The sequence below is a fragment of the Flexivirga lutea genome, assembly GCF_054778955.1.
Genome location: NZ_BAAGZB010000004.1, coordinates 115,521 through 130,858, shown reverse-complemented (window position 1 = coordinate 130,858; position 15,338 = coordinate 115,521). Strand labels below are relative to the sequence as shown.

Sequence of the window (15,338 nt, the reverse complement as noted above, 5' to 3'; positions counted from 1 at the left end):
ACGATGCAAGGAATCCTGATAACTTTCTTCCGTGGCAGTCACCTTGAGAGACGTAGCGGCTCATGCCGGTGTGTCCGTGCGCACGGTTTCCAATGTGGTCAACGACTTTCCGCAGGTTGCCGACGTGACGCGAGCGACCGTGCAGGCGTCGATCGACGCGCTGGGCTACCGACCCAACAAGGTCGCCCGGCGGCTGCGGTCCGGTCGGACCGGAGTGGTGGGGCTGCTCATCCCACGGCTGGCCGAGCACTATTTCGCCGAACTCGCTGACGCTGTGGTCACCGAGGCACGGCAGCGCGATCTGTCGGTGGTCGTGGACCAGACGGACGGCCGGCGCGACGACGAGGTGTCACCGCTGCGACAGGGTCTGGGCGACGGTCTGTGGGACGGCGCCATCGTCAGTCCGCTGAGCATGACGCAGGACGACCTCGCCCAACACGCGGGAGCGCCCATCGTGGCGCTGGGGGAGCACGGCGCGAGCTTCGACCTGGCCTGGATCGGCACCGACAACGTCGCGGCGGCGCGTGATGCGACGAGCTACCTGATTTCGTTGGGGCGCAAGAAGATTGCCGTCGTGGGCGACCAGCGGGGCTTCGGTGGTGAGACGGGCGCACTGCGCACCAAGGGCTACCGCCTCGCGATGCGACAGGCCGGCCTGCGGGTCCGCCGGGGCTGGGTCGTCGCACCGGACGGCTACGGACGGACCGACGGCGCCCGTGCAGTGCGGGGACTTCTCAAGTCAACCGATCGGCCGGACGCCATCTTCTGCTTCAACGACGAGCTCGCACTCGGCGCGCTGCATGCCCTGCACACGGCCGGGGTAGCGATCCCCGAAGACATCGCGGTGATCGGCTGGGACGACCTGAGCGATGCCCAGTTCGCAGTGCCGAGCCTGTCCTCGGTGAGTGTCGATCGACGGGCGGTCGCGGGCGCCGCGCTCGACCAGCTGATCCCGCAGATCGCCGGACACGCCTCGTCCCACGACCACATCGTGATCCCGCACGGGATCGCCGTACGAGCCAGCACAGCGGGCACCGATGTGCCCGATCATCCATTGGCGAAGGGGCCGACCAAATGACCGATGACGTTGTGCGGGAAGCAATTCCGCGCGCCGAATATCCGCGTCCGTCGTTCCGCCGGGACGCCTGGTTGAACCTCAACGGGACCTGGGACTTCGAGATCGACCAGGGGGACAGCGGCCTGCAAAGGGGACTGCTGACCGACGACCTCGTCGGCCGGATCACGGTGCCGTTCGCTCCGGAGAGCGCACTCTCCGGAGTCGAGAACACCGACTACTTGGAGGCAGTTTGGTATCGACGGCCGATCCAGGTGCCGGCAGAGTGGCGTGGACAGCGGCTGCTGTTGCATGTCGGAGCGGCCGACTACGACACGACCGTGTGGGTCGACGACGTCGAGCAGGGCCGCCACCGCGGTGGATTCACCTCGTTCACCGTCGATCTCGGAGCCGCCGACGACTTCGTCGACGAGCCTCGGCCGTTGACGATCCGCTGTCGCGACAACCACCGCGACCCACAGCCGCGGGGCAAGCAGAGCCGGGACTACGCGGGGTGGGCAGCCCACTACGGCCGCACCACCGGCATCTGGCAGACGGTCTGGTTGGAGCCGGTCGCCGAGACGTCGTTCCGGCGGCCGCGGATCACGCCGGACGTCGGCGCGTCAGCGTTCCACCTCGAGCTCGGCACCCGCGGACCGACCGCCGGACTCCGCGTCGTCGCCGAGTTGCTGGACGACGGCGCGCTGCTGGACCGGGTCGAGCGATCCGCTGCCGGAGACTTCACGACGATGCTCGACCTGCGTGTGCCCGAGGACCGTCGACGGCTCTGGTCACCCGAAGACCCACATCTGTATGACGTTCGCCTGCAATTGATCTCGGCCGACGACACCGTCGTCGACACGGTCGAGTCGTATGCCGGACTGCGATCGGTGACGATCGACGGTCCGGCGGTGCTGCTCAACGGCGAGCCGGTCTTCCAGCGGCTCGTGCTCGACCAGGGGTACTACCCCGACGGGCTGATGACGGCGCCCTCGGACACCGACCTGGTGCGCGACATCGAGCTGTCCATGGCCGCCGGGTTCAACGGCGCCCGGCTGCACGAGAAGGTCTTCGAGGAGCGCTACTTCTTCCACGCGGACCGGCTGGGTTATCTCGTCTGGGCGGAGTTCGGCGACTGGGGTTGTCGGGAGCGCGGCCCGGCGGCGAAGGACAACCAGCGACCGGACGCGGCATACATCACCCAGTGGATCGAAGCCGTGGAGCGCGACTACAGCCACCCCAGCATCGTGGGCTGGTGCCCGCTCAACGAGACCTACCAGCTGCGACACGACCGGATCACGGCGCTCGACGACGTGACGCGCGGGATGTTTCTCGCGACCAAGCTCGCCGACCGCACGCGCCCGGTGATCGACGCGTCCGGCTACGCGCACCGCGTCGACGAGACCGATGTCTACGACTCCCACCTCTACGAGCAGGATCCGGCGACGTTCGCGAAGCTGATGGCGCCACTCGCGGGGGGTGCGCCATACGCCAACGGGGAGGGGAAGTGGTCCGTGCCCTACCGCGGACAGCCCTACTTCTGCAGCGAATTCGGTGGCATCTGGTGGAACCCGCGCGCGACGCAGGGCGACGAGTCATGGGGTTACGGCGAGGCCGTGCGCAGCGAGGACGAACTCTACGAACGTTTCGCCGGACTGGTGGACGCGCTGCTCGACGACCCGCTGATGTTCGGCTACTGCTACACGCAGCTCACCGACGTCTTCCAGGAGCAGAACGGCATCTACTTCTTCGACCGGTCGGCCAAGCTGGATGTTGCACGCATCCGAGCGATCCAACTACGCACCGCCGCCATCGAGGAACGACGCTGAGGGCTGCTCAGGCAGGCGCCGGTTCGGCGTCGGTGTCCCCGGCATACCGCGCCGCCAACCAGGAGCACATCATCAGCTGGACCTGATGGAAGACCATCAGCGGCAGAACGATGATGCTGACCTGATGCCCGGCGAAAAGCACTGCGGCCATGGGGAGTCCGCTCGCAAGGCTCTTCTTGGTCCCGCAGAACTGCACCGCGATGCAGTCGGCGCGGCCGAAGCCGAACCGCTCCGCCACGTACCACGTGAGCCACAGCATGACGGCGACCAGCACGATCGACAGGACGATGAGGAAGACGATCTGTCCCGGCTCGACCGCGCTCCAGATGCCCTGGCGGACGCCCGCGCTGAAAGCGGCGTAGACGACGAGGACGATCGAGCCGCGATCGACATACTTCAGCTGCGCCTTGTGCGTCTCGACGAATGACCCGACCAGCGGCCGGGCGAGTTGACCGATGATGAACGGCGCCAGGATCTGCAGGCAGATGTCGATCATCTGATGGCCGCTGATCGAGATGCTGCCGCCACCCCCGATCACTCCGATGCCGGTCATCGCGATCACCAGCAGCGGAGTCAGGAAGACCCCGAGCAGGTTGGAGGCGGAGGCGCTGACGATCGCTCCGGCGACGTTGCCACGAGCGATCGACGTGAAGGCGATCGACGACTGCACCGTCGACGGCACGAGCGTCAGATAGAGCACCCCCGTGTAGAGGCTGGGACTGAGCAGGTGCGGCTCCAGCAGCCGCAGGCAGATCCCCAGCACGGGGAAGACGAGGAAGGTGAAGGCGAGGATCAGCGTGTGCAGCCGCCAGTGCCGCAAGCCGCGGATCGCCTCCTGTGGGTGCATCCGCGCGCCGTACAGGAAGAAGAGCAGTGCGATCGCAGCCGTGACGATGTGGTCGAGCGTCGGGGCGAAACCCGCACTGGCGGGCAGGACGCTCGCGAGGACCACCGTGGCCAGGATGGCCACGATGAAGCCGTCTACACGGAGTTTCGCGAGTGGATGCATGACCCGGCAACCCTAGGTCCCGAGCCCGTATGACGCAGTGCGACCCACGGTGCGAGATGGCGTTGGCGAGCGACGCCATACTGGCCTCATGACGACCGCAGGAGTGGTGCTGGCCGCCGGTGCCGGGCGCCGGATGGGCCGGCCGAAGGCACTGGTCGACGGCTGGCTGGCGCATGCCGTCGACACCTTGGCCGGCTGCGACACGGTGGTGGTCGTGCTGGGCGCGCGGGCGGAGGAGGCTCGGCCGCTGATCGGTGAGCGGACCGTCCGGATCGTCGTGGCGCACGACTGGCACACCGGCATGGGGGCCTCGTTGCGTGCCGGACTCGCCGCGCTCACCGACGAAACGCGTTGCCTGCTCACACTGGTCGATCTGCCCGATGTCGGCGCCGACGTCATACAGCGGGTGCTGGCGCAGCCGGACACGACCGCCGTGCTCGCGCGTGCCGCCTACCACGGGGTGCCCGGTCACCCGGTGCTGCTCGGTCGCGACCACTGGCCCGGCGTGGTGGCGAGCGCCACCGGGGATCGCGGAGCCCGCGACTACCTGCGCGCGCACGCGCCGACGCTGGTCGAGTGCGGTGACCTGGCCACCGGGCGCGACGTCGACACGGCGCAGCCGTCGGGAGACCGGTCGCACCCAACCGCCCGCCAACCCGGCACTGACTAGCCTGGACGCATGGATTCACCGAGTGCGGTGGCACATGCGCTGGAAGGCACCGGCTACCTGAGCGACGTGGCGCTGGCGACCGTCACCTACCTGGCCGACCAGATGGCTCGTCCGCTGCTGCTGGAGGGCGAGCCCGGCACCGGCAAGACTGCACTCGCCGAGGCGCTCGCGCAGATCCACGGCGTGCCGTTGATCCGGCTGCAGTGCTACGAGGGCATCGACGCCGGCCAGGCGCTCTACGACTGGGACTTCCCACGGCAGATCCTGCACCTGCGCACCCTGGAGGCCGCCGGCAAGGACGGTTCGCTCGACCCGGCCGAGGCGGAGAAGTCGCTCTTCGACGAACGCTTCCTGCTGGCCCGCCCGGTGCTGCGAGCGCTGCGGGAGGCCCCCGCCGTGCTGCTCATCGACGAAATCGACCGCGCCGACGACGAGTTCGAGGCGTTCCTGCTGGAGGTGCTGTCGACCTGGTCGGTCAGCATCCCGGAGCTGGGCACCGTCGCCGCCGCCACGCCGCCGAGCGTCGTGCTCACCTCCAATCGCACCCGTGAGTTGCACGACGCGCTGAAGCGCCGGTGCCTCTATCACTGGATCGACCACCCCGGGCTGGAGCGCGAGATCGCGATCGTGCGTTCGCGACTGCCCGACGTGCCGCAGACGCTGGCCCGGCAGGTCGTCGAGGTGGTCCAGCAACTGCGCGGCGAGCACCTGCTGAAACCCCCGGGTGTCGCCGAGACCCTCGACTGGGCACGCGCGCTGCAGCGGCTGGGAGCAGAGCAGCTGGATCTGGAGCACGCCGCCGCCACTCTGGGGGCGGTGGTCAAATACCGGGAGGACATCGACCGGGTCAAGCACGTCCTGGACCGGATGCTCGCGAGATGAGTCACGAGCCGGACCGCATCCTGCTCGCCTTCACCCGGGCGTTGCGGGCGGCGGGTGTGCGGGTCACCCACGACCGTGCGGCCCACTTCCTCACCGCCGCCGCGATCGTCGGACTGGCCGACCCGGCCGGTGTGTATGTCGCCGGACGCGCCACGCTCTGCTCCGGTCCGGACGACCTGGAACGCTTCGACCGGGTCTTCGAGGCATGGTTCGGCGACCGCTCGGAGCTGCCCCGCAGCATTCCACGGGAACGTCCCCAGGACGTCGCCGCGCCGTTGCCGGTGACCGACGAGCCGGACGGCGCTGCCGGGCAGGGGGAGCGCGACCTGGTGCACGCCGCCGCGTCGGAGGCGGAGATTCTCCGCCACCGGGACGTCGCCGCGTTGGATGCCGCGCAGAAGGCGGTCCTGGACGCGATGATCCGGGCCTTGCGGCCGCACCCTCCGGTGCGGCGCGCCTCGCGTCATACACCGTGGCGGCGCGGCGAGGTCGACCTGCAGCGCACCTTGCGCAGTTCCCTGCAGTTGATGGGGGAGCCGGCCCAGGTGCGGCACCGGCGGCGCGGCGCCGAGCCGCGCCGGGTCGTGCTGCTGGTCGACGTGTCCGCCAGCATGCGCCCGTATGCCGATGCGCTGCTGCGCCTGGCACACACGCTCGTGGCCACCCGCGCGCCGGTCGAGGTCTTCACTCTCGGCACCCGGCTGACCCGGATCACGACGGCGCTGCGCACCGCCGACCCGGATCGCGCCCTGGTGCGCGCCGGTGACGAGGTGCCGGACTGGGCAGGTGGCACCCGGCTGGGGGAGACCCTCGAGGCGTTCCTCGACCGGTGGGGCGCCCGGGGAATGGCACGCGGTGCGGTCGTCGTCGTGTTCAGTGACGGCTGGGAGCGTGGCGATGCCCAGCTGCTCGGTGACCAGATGGCCCGGCTGGGCCGACTGGCTTACCGCGTCGTCTGGGTCAACCCGCACCGCGGCAAGGACGGCTACGAACCCGTGCAGCAGGGCATCGTCGCAGCACTGCCGCACTGCGACCACTTCGTCGCAGGTCACTCCCTGCGCGCGTTCGAGCAGGTGTTGGAGGTGGTCGGCAGTGCGTGAAGTCCTCAACGAACTCATGCAGTGGTACGACGAGGGCGAGTCCGTCGGCGTCGGCACGGTGGTGGCGACGTTCCGCTCGGCGCCGCGCCCGCCCGGAGCGTCGATGCTCGTGGGCCCCGGCGGCGAGGCGGTGGGGTCGGTCTCCGGCGGTTGCGTCGAGGGCGCGGTCTACGAACTCGCCGGCGAGGTCGTCGCATCCGGCACCCCGGTGCTGCAGCGGTATGGCGTCTCCGATGACGACGCCTTCGCCGTCGGGTTGACCTGCGGCGGCATCCTCGACGTGTATGTCGAGAAGGTCGACAGGACCAGCTTTCCCGAACTGGCCGCGGTCGCCGACGACATCGAGCACGACCGGCCGGTCGCCGTCGCCACGGTGATCGAGCACCCGGACCGGTCCTGGCTCGGCCGGAGACTGGTGATCCGGCCCGAGGCCGCACCCGAGGGTGGTCTCGGCAGCGACCGGGCCGACTCCGCGGTCGCCGACGATGCACTCGGTCTGCTCGCCAGCGGACGCAGCGCGACCCTCACCTACGGCCCCGACGGACAGCGCCTCGATGACGGGATGCGAGTCTTCGTGTCGGCGTTCGCACCGCCACCACGGATGCTCGTCTTCGGTGCCATCGACTTCGCGGCCGCGGTGGCGAAGGTCGGCTCCTTCCTGGGTTACCGGGTCACGGTCTGCGACGCGCGTCCGGTCTTCGCCACCGCCACACGGTTCCCCGACGCGGACGAAGTGATCGTCGACTGGCCGCACCGTTATCTGTCCGGTGAGATCGAGGCGGGACGGATCGACGCTCGCACGGTGATCACCGTGCTCACCCACGACCACAAGTTCGACGTGCCGCTGCTGGAGGTCGCCCTGCAGGCACCGGAGGTGGCCTACATCGGCGCGATGGGCTCGCGTCGTACCCACGACGACCGGGTCAGCAGGCTGCGCGAGATCGGGGTGGCGGAGGAGTCGTTGCGCAAGCTGCACAGCCCACTCGGCCTCGACCTCGGGGCACGCACGCCGGAGGAGACCGCCATCAGCATCGCGGCGGAGATCATCGCGCGGCAATGGGGCGGCAGCGGCAGCCGGCTCGGTGAGACGGAAGGCCGCATTCACGCCTGATCCGACGGCGGCTCGGGATAGTGTGATGGTGCTCACACTGGAGGTGTCATGGTGCTGCCCGCCGTCTCGTTGCGCGACCGCCGGATCGATGCCGTCCGGGCCTGGACCGCCTTCGTCACCGAGGGCGACGATGCGGTCCGGGTGCGCCCGGAGATCCTGACCAGTTGGCGTCGCTCGGCCCAGGGCCGGGCGCTCGACGTCACCGGTGCGCCGCTGGCCGACGAAGACGAAACCGCTGCGTTCTGGCAGGATTCGCCGCTGCAGGCCGCTGTGTCCGCGGTGGAGCAGGAGCTGCGCAGGAGCGCCGAGGACGGCGATCTGGTGCTGGCCGTCACAGACACCCGGACCAGGATCCTGTGGACCTACGGTGGCCGGGTGATGCGGCGCAAGGCCGAGACGGTCAACTTCGTCGCCGGCGGTCGGTGGGACGACGGCAGCGTCGGCACCAACGCGTTGGACCTCGCCGGCCGCCTCGACGCACCCGCGACCGTCTTCTCCGCCGAGCACTACTCGCCGATCGTGCACAACTGGGTCTGCTGGGCCGCGCCGGTGCACGACCCGGTGACCGGTGAACGACTCGGCGTGATCGATCTGTCGACGACCTGGGACCGGGCGCACCCGATCGGCCTGGCGACAGCCCGGCTGATGGCGCAGATGATCGAGAGCGCCATGCCCGACACCCGTCAGCACCCGCGGCACGGCGCCCGGGCGGCGGACCAGGGGCTGGTGCTCACGCTGCTGGGGGCGGCCGAGGCGCGGCTGGACGGCGAACGGCTGCTGCTCAACCGGCGGCAGACGGAGATCCTCGCCTTGCTGGCACTGCACCCGGACGGACTGTCGCTCGAACGTCTGCACGCCCTGCTCTACGGCGACGCCGCGGTCAGCTTCTCGACCCTCAAGGCCGAGGTGTCCCACCTGCGGTCCACCCTCGGCGGGGCGATCTCGTCCCGGCCCTACCGGTTGATGCTTCCGGTCGTCACCGACGTCGAGGAGGTCCTTGACCGGATCCGGGCCGGTCACGTGCTGGCCGCGGTGACGGCATACGGCGGCGACCTGATGCCGGGCACCGACTCGCCGGCGCTGACCGAGCTCGCCGAGGTGGTCGCGGTCGCGGTGCGCGAGGCGTTGCTTGCGGATCCCGACCCCGACGCCGTGCTGGGCTACAGCGAGATCGCGCCGTATGACGCGGAGGTTCTCGAGGCCTGCCTGCACCGGATCGGCACCGGCGTCCACCGGGCCGTGCCGCTGCTGCGCGGCCGCCTCGCAGCGGCGAAACGTTGACTCTTCGTAAAGCCAACCTTGCACCAACCCGGGGCCATCTAGGTTCGGGCATGACGCCAGCAGTCTGCGTAATCGAAGGGTGCCGAACATGACCAGGATCGAACTCACCGTCGACGGAGGCAAGGTCTCCGACGACGTGGAGCCACGCATGCTCCTCGTGCAGTTCCTGCGCGAAAAGCTAGGCAAGACAGGAACTCTCATCGGTTGTGATACCAGCAACTGCGGAGCCTGCACGGTGCACCTGAACGGGCACGCGGTGAAGTCGTGCAACGTGCTGGCCGTCCAGGCCGACGGTGCCGAGGTGACCACGATCGAGGGTCTGGCCGCGACACACGACGGCGGCGACCTGCACCCGGTGCAGGCGGCGTTCCACGAATGCCATGCGCTGCAGTGCGGCTTCTGCACACCGGGGATGATCATGCGCTCGGTGGACCTGCTGAACGAGAACCCCGACCCCAGCGATGAGGAGATCCGCGAGGGTCTGGAGGGCAACCTGTGCCGGTGCACCGGCTACCACAACATCGTGCGCGCGGTGCGGACCGCCGCCGCTGCCGGGAAGGGAGCGCAGTGATGACCGTCACCGACGACCGGCCGGCCGCCGAGATCGGCAGGGACCGGCGCCGCAAGGAGGACCGCCGGCTGATCACCGGCAGCAGCCGCTACACCGACAACATCGTGCTGCCCGGCATGCTGCATCTGGCGATGGTGCGCAGTCCGTTCGCTCACGCGAAGATCACCTCCATCGACACCGCCGAGGCCAAGCAGGCGACCAACGTCGTCGCGGTCTACACCGCCGCGGACCTCGATGAGTCCGCCGGTGTGCTGATCAACGCCTGGCCGATCACCCCGGACCAGAAGACGCCGGTGCACGCGCCGCTGCCGGCGGACCGGGTGACCTTCGCCGGGGAGATCGTCGCCGTCGTCGTGGCGCGCAGTGCGGCGGCGGCCCGGGACGCGGCCGAACTGGTCGACGTCGACTACGAGGAGCTGCCGGCCGCGATCGACCTGAAGGAGGCGGCCGAGGACACGGTGCTCGCGCACCCCGACCTGGGCACCAACAAGTCCGCACTGTGGGTCTTCGACTCCGCGGAGGCCGGCACGGGCGGCAACGTCGAGGACGCGATCAGCCAAGCGCGCACGGACGGCGTGGTCCTCGAGCGCGAGTTCCGGCAGAACCGGCTGATCCCCGCATTCATGGAGCCGCGTTCGGTGGTCGTGGACCCGACCGGCGAACAGTTGACGATGTGGTCGGCCACCCAGGTGCCGCACATCCTGCGCTTCGCGCTCGCGGCCACCACCGGGGTGCCGGAGAACAAGATCCGGGTCATCGCGCCGGACGTCGGCGGCGGCTTCGGCGGCAAGCTGCAGGTGACACCGGAGGAGTGGCTGGCCTGGTGGATCGCCCGCCAGCTGCACAAGCCGGTCAAATACACCGAGACGCGTTCGGAATCCATGATGGCCGCTCACCACGGCCGGGACCAGTGGCAGAAGCTCACCCTCGCCGCCACCAAGGAGGGCAAGGTCACCGGGCTCAAGGTCGAACTCACCGCCGATCTCGGGTCGTATGTCGCCATCGTCGGCGGTGGTGTGCCGGTGCTCGGCGCATTCATGTACAACGCGATCTACAAGATCCCGGCATACCACTTCGCCTGCCAGACGGTGCTGACCAACAAGACGTGGACCGACGCCTACCGGGGCGCGGGCCGGCCGGAGGCGACCTTCGCGATCGAGCGGCTGATGAGCGACCTCGCCGACGAGCTCGGCATGGACCCGCTCGAACTGCGCGAGAAGAACTGGATCACCCACGAGGAGTTCCCGTTCACCACGGTCGCCGGCCTCGAATACGACTCGGGCAACTACGAAGCCGCCACCGCGACGGCCAAGGAGTTCTTCGGGTATGACGCGCTGCGCGCCGAGCAAGCGCGGCGGCGCGAGTCGGGTGACACCGTGCAGCTGGGCATCGGCGTCTCGACGTTCACCGAGATGTGCGGTCTCGCCCCGTCACGGGTGCTGGGGTCGCTGGACTACGGCGCGGGCGGGTGGGAGCACGCGTCCGTGCGGATGTTGGCGACCGGCAAGGTCGAGGTGTCCACCGGCACCAGTGCACACGGTCAGGGCCACGAGACGGCGTTCAGCCAGATCGTCGCCGATCGGCTGGGGGTGCCCTTCGAGGACGTCGAGATCCTGCACGGTGACACGCAGGTCTCGGTCAAGGGCCTGGACACCTACGGGTCCCGGTCGCTGGTGGTCGGCGGCGAGGCACTCGTGCAGGCTGCGGACAAGGTGGTCGAGAAGGCCAAGCCGGTCGCCGCGCATCTGCTGGAGGCGTCGGTGGACGACATCGAGTTCGCGACCGGACGCTTCACGGTGCGGGGCACGGACGCGGGGGTGTCCATCCAGGACGTCGCGGGTGCCGTCTTCACCGCGCACAACCTGCCGGACGGGATGGAACCCTCGATCGACGCGGACGCGACCTTCGACCCGGTGAATTTCAACTACCCGCACGGCACACACCTGTGCGCGGTGGAGGTCGACACCGAGACCGGCCAGGTGAAGCTGCGCAAATACACCTGCGTGGACGACGTGGGCAACATCATCAACCCGTTGATCGTCGAAGGACAGGTGCACGGCGGGCTGGCCCAGGGCATCGCGCAGGCGCTCTACGAGGACGCCGTCTTCGACGACCAGGGCACCCTGGTCTCCGGTTCGTTCGTCGACTACCTGATGCCGAGCGCTGCGGACCTGATCGACTTCGATGCGCATCACGCGTCGACTCCGGCCACGACGAACACGCTGGGCACCAAGGGCGTCGGCGAGGCCGGCACCATCGCCTCGACCCCGGCCGTGGTCAACGCGGTGCTCGACGCGGTCCGGCCGTTCGGCGTCGCCGACATCGTCATGCCGTGCTCACCGGCACGGGTCTACGCGGCCATCGCGGCCGGCCGGGCCGGCGATACCGGCACGGCGACGGAAGGAGCGGGTCAATGATCCCGGCAGCATTCGACTACGCCGCACCGGCCAGCGTCGACGAGGCACTCGCGCTGCTGGCCGAGCACGGTGACGATGCGAAGATCATCGCCGGGGGCCAGTCACTGCTCCCGGTGCTCCGGTTGCGGCTCAACGCACCGGAATTCGTGATCGACCTGGGCAGGATCGAGGCGTTGCGAGGTGTTCGCGACGACGGTGACCACCTCGTCATCGGTGCCATGACCACGCACGCTGCCGTCGCTTCCGACCCGCTGGTGGCGCAGCATGCGGCGCTGCTCGGCCAGGCGGTGCGGACGGTCGCCGACGCACAGGTGCGCAACCGCGGGACCTTCGGCGGCGCGCTGGCCCACGCCGATCCTGCCGGTGACGTCGGCGCTCCGGCGCTGGCGCTGGACGCCCAGTTCGTCATCGCCGGCCAGGGCGGGGGCACCCGGACCGTCGGTGCCTCCGACTTCTTCGTCGATCTGTTCGAGACGGCGATCGGCGAGGACGAGCTGCTGACCGAGGTCCGCATCCCCAAGCACACCGGCTGGGGTGCGCACTACGAGAAGTTCGTCCGGATCGCGCAGCAGTGGTCCATCGTCGCGGTGGCGGCGACCGTGCGCGCCGAGGCCGGCACGATCGCCGAGGCGAAGGTCGCGCTGACCAACATGGGCTCCACGCCGATTCGCGCGACCGGTGTCGAGCAGGCCCTGCAGGGGCAGCCGGCCACCGAGGACGCCATACGGAGTGCCGTCGCCGACGTGGCCGACGGCACCAACCCGCCGTCCGACCTCAACGGCGATGCCGACTACCGCAAGCACCTCGCCCAGGTGCTGACGCGTCGCGCGGTGCTCGCCGCTGCGGGAGGATGACCCCATGGATCTGACACATTCCTTCACCGTGCCGGCCGGGGTCGACCAGACGTGGGCGGCGTTCCAGGACATTCAATCCGTCGCCGAGTGCTTTCCGGGCGCCCAGATCACCGACGCCGACGGCGACACATTCACCGGCACCGTCAAGGTCAAGCTCGGTCCGATCGCGTTGGTCTACAAGGGGACCGGCACCTTCACCGAACGTGATGAAGCCACGCACCGGATGGTCATCGATGCCAAGGGCAAGGACAAACGCGGCAACGGGACCGCCGGTGCCGTGGTCACCGCGACCATGTCGGAGGCCGAGGGCGGGACCAAGGTCGAGGTCGTGACCGACCTGGCGATCACCGGCAAGCCGGCCCAGTTCGGTCGGGGCGTCATCCAGGACGTCTCGGACAAGCTGCTCGGCCAGTTCGTCGACTGCCTGCAGACGAAGGTCGGCTCCGGCAGTGACTCCGGTGAGCCGGCCGAGGCCGCCGAGGCCGCCGAAGCGGCGCCCGCGGTCGCGCCGTCGGCGGATGTCACGGCCACGGAGCCGGTCGCCGCACCGCAGCGCAGCGCCGGCCCGCGCACGGTCGGTGAGATCCCCGCTCCGACACCGCCAAGCACGCGAGTGCCGGGTTCTTCGTCACCGGGTGGAACACAGCGCGGGGACGACGACACGCTGGACCTCGGCACCACGGTGCTGCCCGTGCTGGCGAAGGCCTATTGGAAGCAGGCCGTGGCCGCCGTGGGCGGCGTCGCCGTCCTCGGTGCGCTGCTGCGCCGGCTGACCCGTCACTGATCGGGCCGACCGTCATACCTCGCGGATCACCAGGGTGTCGCGGACGACGATCCACGCGGCCGCGGCGCACCCGGCGAGCACCGCGGTGACGGTGAACGCGGTCGGGAAGCCCCACTCCTGGGCCAGCACGCCGCCCAGGACCGGGCCGATGACCGTGCCCATGTCCTGGCTCATCTGGTAGGTCACCAGCACCGGCCCGCCACGCCCGTGGCCGAACATGATGTCGGCCAGCACCGCCTGCTGGGAGGGGCTGACCATGCCGGTGCCGATGCCGGCGACCAGCGTCGAGGCGAAGGCGATACCGACCGAATGCGTCAGCGCGAGGGCGAGCGTGGCGAGGGCCAGGATCAGCATGCCGGTGATGATCAGCGGACGCCGCCCGATCCGGTCCGACAGGCGCCCGGACGGGATCATCGCCAGCACGTCTCCACAGGCGTATGTCGCCAGGGCGAGACCGGCGACACCGTCGGGCTGCTTGAGCACGATGGCGAAGTACAGCGGCACCAGCGACACGCGCATCGCGTAGACCCACCCGAAGATTGCGGCGGTCAGCACCGCCGACCGGTAGGCGCCGATCCGTAGCGCGTCCGCGAGCGGCATCACCGGCACCGAGCCGGAGGAGTCGTCGATGACGGCCAGTGTGCTGTCGCGCAGTTGCAGATGGACGACCGCGATCGCGCCGAAGAGGGCCACGGCATACACGACGAAGGGCACGCGCAGCCCGAAGCCGACGAGCGCACCACCGAGCATCGGGCCGGTGATGCTGCCCAGCACGAAGCTCGAGGAGTAGAGGCCGGACACCCGTCCGCGGATCGCGGGCGGGGAGATCCGGATCATCAGACCCATCGCCGAGACCGTGAACATCACCGAGCCGATGCCGCCCAAGCCTCTGAAAAGCATCAGTTGCCAATAGCTTTGGGCGAAGGCGGCAGCGAGCGTCGACAAGGCCACGATGAACAGGCCGAGCAGGTACATCGGTCGTTCGCCGAAGCGGTTGACCAGCTTGCCGGTGCTGGGCGCGAACAGCAGCCGCATCACCGCGAAGGCGGACACGATGGCCGATGCCGCGGTGACGCCGACGTTGAAGCTGCGGGCGAACTCCGGCAGCGCGGGAGCCACGACGCCGTATCCGAGCGCGATGACGAAGCTGGCCGAGACCATCACCCACACCTCGCGCGGCATGGCGGGCGCACTGGTCCTGTCGGTCGTCTGTTCGGTCATGATGCGGCTCGCCGGTCAGCGCTCGAGGAGGAGCAGCACCTCGTGGTGCCGCGTCTGCGGGAACATGTCGAACAGACGGGCGCGCCGGACCTGGTATGACGGCATCCGGTCCAGGTCGGCCGCCAGGCTGGCCGCGTGGCAGCTGGAGTAGAGCACGTGGGAGGCGTCGGAGCGTTCCAGCGCTTCGGCGAGGTCACCGATGCCGCGCCGTGGCGGGTTGACGATCACCAGGTCCGTGGGCCGACCGTCGTCCAGCGCGCTGGTCGCATCGGCGGCCTCGAAGCGGATGGCGCTGCCGGACGCCCCGGGCAGGAGCTGCGCGGCGCTGAGGCGCGCGCTGGCGACCGCGTCCGGCGAGATCTCCACACCGCGCACCACGACCGGCCGGCGGCCGGAGGAACTCGCTGGTCCAGTGCCGGAGGAGGAGCTCGCTGGTCCAGTGCCGGAGGAGGAGCTCGCTGGTCCAGTGCCGGAGGAGGAGCTCGCTGGTCCAGTGCCGGAGGAGGAGCTCGCTGGTCCAGTGCCGGAGGAGGAGCTCGCTGGTCCAGTGCCGGA

14 protein-coding genes are annotated in these 15,338 nt (G+C 69.6%); 11 read left to right on the top strand and 3 right to left on the bottom strand.

The annotated features are described in order from the left end of the window. The first annotated feature begins 31 nt into the window (after positions 1-31). The gene (locus ACYVBN_RS15385) at positions 32-1,078 is read left to right on the top strand and encodes a LacI family DNA-binding transcriptional regulator (RefSeq protein WP_446663732.1); all 1,047 of its coding nucleotides are present in this window, start codon (positions 32-34) and stop codon (positions 1,076-1,078) included. Beyond that, the gene (locus ACYVBN_RS15380; protein ID WP_460601290.1) at positions 1,075-2,883 is read left to right on the top strand and encodes a glycoside hydrolase family 2 protein; all 1,809 of its coding nucleotides are present in this window, start codon (positions 1,075-1,077) and stop codon (positions 2,881-2,883) included. The genes ACYVBN_RS15385 and ACYVBN_RS15380 overlap by 4 nt, the downstream gene beginning before the upstream one ends. A 7-nt stretch (positions 2,884-2,890) precedes the next feature. Here the strand turns inward: ACYVBN_RS15380 and ACYVBN_RS15375 are convergent, their stop codons facing one another. Then, positions 2,891-3,892: a bile acid:sodium symporter family protein gene (locus tag ACYVBN_RS15375; protein ID WP_460601289.1), complete on the bottom strand. Its 1,002-nt coding sequence runs from the start codon at positions 3,890-3,892 to the stop codon at positions 2,891-2,893. An 88-nt stretch (positions 3,893-3,980) separates the two neighbouring features. Between ACYVBN_RS15375 and ACYVBN_RS15370 the strand changes: the two genes are divergently transcribed. From ACYVBN_RS15370 to ACYVBN_RS15330, 9 genes are all read left to right on the top strand, one after another. Then, the gene (locus tag ACYVBN_RS15370; protein ID WP_460601288.1) at positions 3,981-4,562 is read left to right on the top strand and encodes a nucleotidyltransferase family protein; all 582 of its coding nucleotides are present in this window, start codon (positions 3,981-3,983) and stop codon (positions 4,560-4,562) included. 9 nt (positions 4,563-4,571) lie between these two features. Then, on the top strand, positions 4,572-5,444 hold the full coding sequence (locus ACYVBN_RS15365; RefSeq protein WP_460601287.1) for an AAA family ATPase: 873 nt from the start codon (positions 4,572-4,574) through the stop codon (positions 5,442-5,444). Next, entirely contained in the window at positions 5,441-6,544 is a 1,104-nt protein-coding gene (locus ACYVBN_RS15360) for a vWA domain-containing protein (protein ID WP_460601286.1), read from the top strand. The genes ACYVBN_RS15365 and ACYVBN_RS15360 overlap by 4 nt, the downstream gene beginning before the upstream one ends. Further along, positions 6,537-7,655, top strand: coding sequence for an XdhC family protein (locus tag ACYVBN_RS15355; protein ID WP_460601285.1), 1,119 nt, complete (start codon positions 6,537-6,539; stop codon positions 7,653-7,655). The genes ACYVBN_RS15360 and ACYVBN_RS15355 overlap by 8 nt, the downstream gene beginning before the upstream one ends. A gap of 48 nt (positions 7,656-7,703) precedes the next feature. Next, the gene (locus ACYVBN_RS15350) at positions 7,704-8,936 is read left to right on the top strand and encodes a transcriptional regulator (RefSeq protein WP_460601284.1); all 1,233 of its coding nucleotides are present in this window, start codon (positions 7,704-7,706) and stop codon (positions 8,934-8,936) included. Between the two features lie 88 nt (positions 8,937-9,024). Beyond that, the gene (locus ACYVBN_RS15345; RefSeq protein ID WP_460601283.1) at positions 9,025-9,507 is read left to right on the top strand and encodes a (2Fe-2S)-binding protein; all 483 of its coding nucleotides are present in this window, start codon (positions 9,025-9,027) and stop codon (positions 9,505-9,507) included. Continuing rightward, entirely contained in the window at positions 9,507-11,924 is a 2,418-nt protein-coding gene (locus tag ACYVBN_RS15340; protein ID WP_460601282.1) for a xanthine dehydrogenase family protein molybdopterin-binding subunit, read from the top strand. Before ACYVBN_RS15345 ends, ACYVBN_RS15340 begins: the two co-directional genes overlap by 1 nt. Continuing rightward, complete coding sequence (locus ACYVBN_RS15335) at positions 11,921-12,778, top strand: FAD binding domain-containing protein (protein ID WP_460601281.1); 858 nt, start codon at positions 11,921-11,923, stop codon at positions 12,776-12,778. Before ACYVBN_RS15340 ends, ACYVBN_RS15335 begins: the two co-directional genes overlap by 4 nt. A gap of 4 nt (positions 12,779-12,782) precedes the next feature. Next, a complete protein-coding gene (locus ACYVBN_RS15330) occupies positions 12,783-13,562 on the top strand; it encodes an SRPBCC family protein (RefSeq protein WP_460601280.1) in 780 nt (259 codons plus the stop codon). 12 nt (positions 13,563-13,574) lie between these two features. On the opposite strand, the gene ACYVBN_RS15325 is transcribed toward ACYVBN_RS15330, so the two are convergent. Both ACYVBN_RS15325 and ACYVBN_RS15320 read right to left on the bottom strand, forming a co-directional pair. Continuing rightward, positions 13,575-14,783: an MFS transporter gene (locus tag ACYVBN_RS15325; RefSeq protein WP_460601279.1), complete on the bottom strand. Its 1,209-nt coding sequence runs from the start codon at positions 14,781-14,783 to the stop codon at positions 13,575-13,577. A gap of 15 nt (positions 14,784-14,798) precedes the next feature. Beyond that, positions 14,799-15,149: a class I SAM-dependent methyltransferase gene (locus tag ACYVBN_RS15320; protein WP_460601278.1), complete on the bottom strand. Its 351-nt coding sequence runs from the start codon at positions 15,147-15,149 to the stop codon at positions 14,799-14,801. Between the last annotated feature and the right edge of the window lie 189 nt (positions 15,150-15,338).

Excerpts from the sequence above, each read along its gene's own strand:
- ACYVBN_RS15325 (WP_460601279.1), bottom strand. The coding sequence starts at position 14,783 with ATGACCGAACAGACGACCGACAGGACCAGTGCGCCCGCCATGCCGCGC.
- ACYVBN_RS15345 (WP_460601283.1), top strand. The coding sequence starts at position 9,025 with ATGACCAGGATCGAACTCACCGTCGACGGAGGCAAGGTCTCCGACGAC.
- ACYVBN_RS15370 (WP_460601288.1), top strand. The coding sequence starts at position 3,981 with ATGACGACCGCAGGAGTGGTGCTGGCCGCCGGTGCCGGGCGCCGGATG.
- ACYVBN_RS15380 (WP_460601290.1), top strand. The coding sequence starts at position 1,075 with ATGACCGATGACGTTGTGCGGGAAGCAATTCCGCGCGCCGAATATCCG.
- ACYVBN_RS15330 (WP_460601280.1), top strand. The coding sequence starts at position 12,783 with ATGGATCTGACACATTCCTTCACCGTGCCGGCCGGGGTCGACCAGACG.
- ACYVBN_RS15365 (WP_460601287.1), top strand. The coding sequence starts at position 4,572 with ATGGATTCACCGAGTGCGGTGGCACATGCGCTGGAAGGCACCGGCTAC.
- ACYVBN_RS15335 (WP_460601281.1), top strand. The coding sequence starts at position 11,921 with ATGATCCCGGCAGCATTCGACTACGCCGCACCGGCCAGCGTCGACGAG.
- ACYVBN_RS15360 (WP_460601286.1), top strand. The coding sequence starts at position 5,441 with ATGAGTCACGAGCCGGACCGCATCCTGCTCGCCTTCACCCGGGCGTTG.
- ACYVBN_RS15350 (WP_460601284.1), top strand. The coding sequence starts at position 7,704 with ATGGTGCTGCCCGCCGTCTCGTTGCGCGACCGCCGGATCGATGCCGTC.
- ACYVBN_RS15340 (WP_460601282.1), top strand. The coding sequence starts at position 9,507 with ATGACCGTCACCGACGACCGGCCGGCCGCCGAGATCGGCAGGGACCGG.
- ACYVBN_RS15375 (WP_460601289.1), bottom strand. The coding sequence starts at position 3,892 with ATGCATCCACTCGCGAAACTCCGTGTAGACGGCTTCATCGTGGCCATC.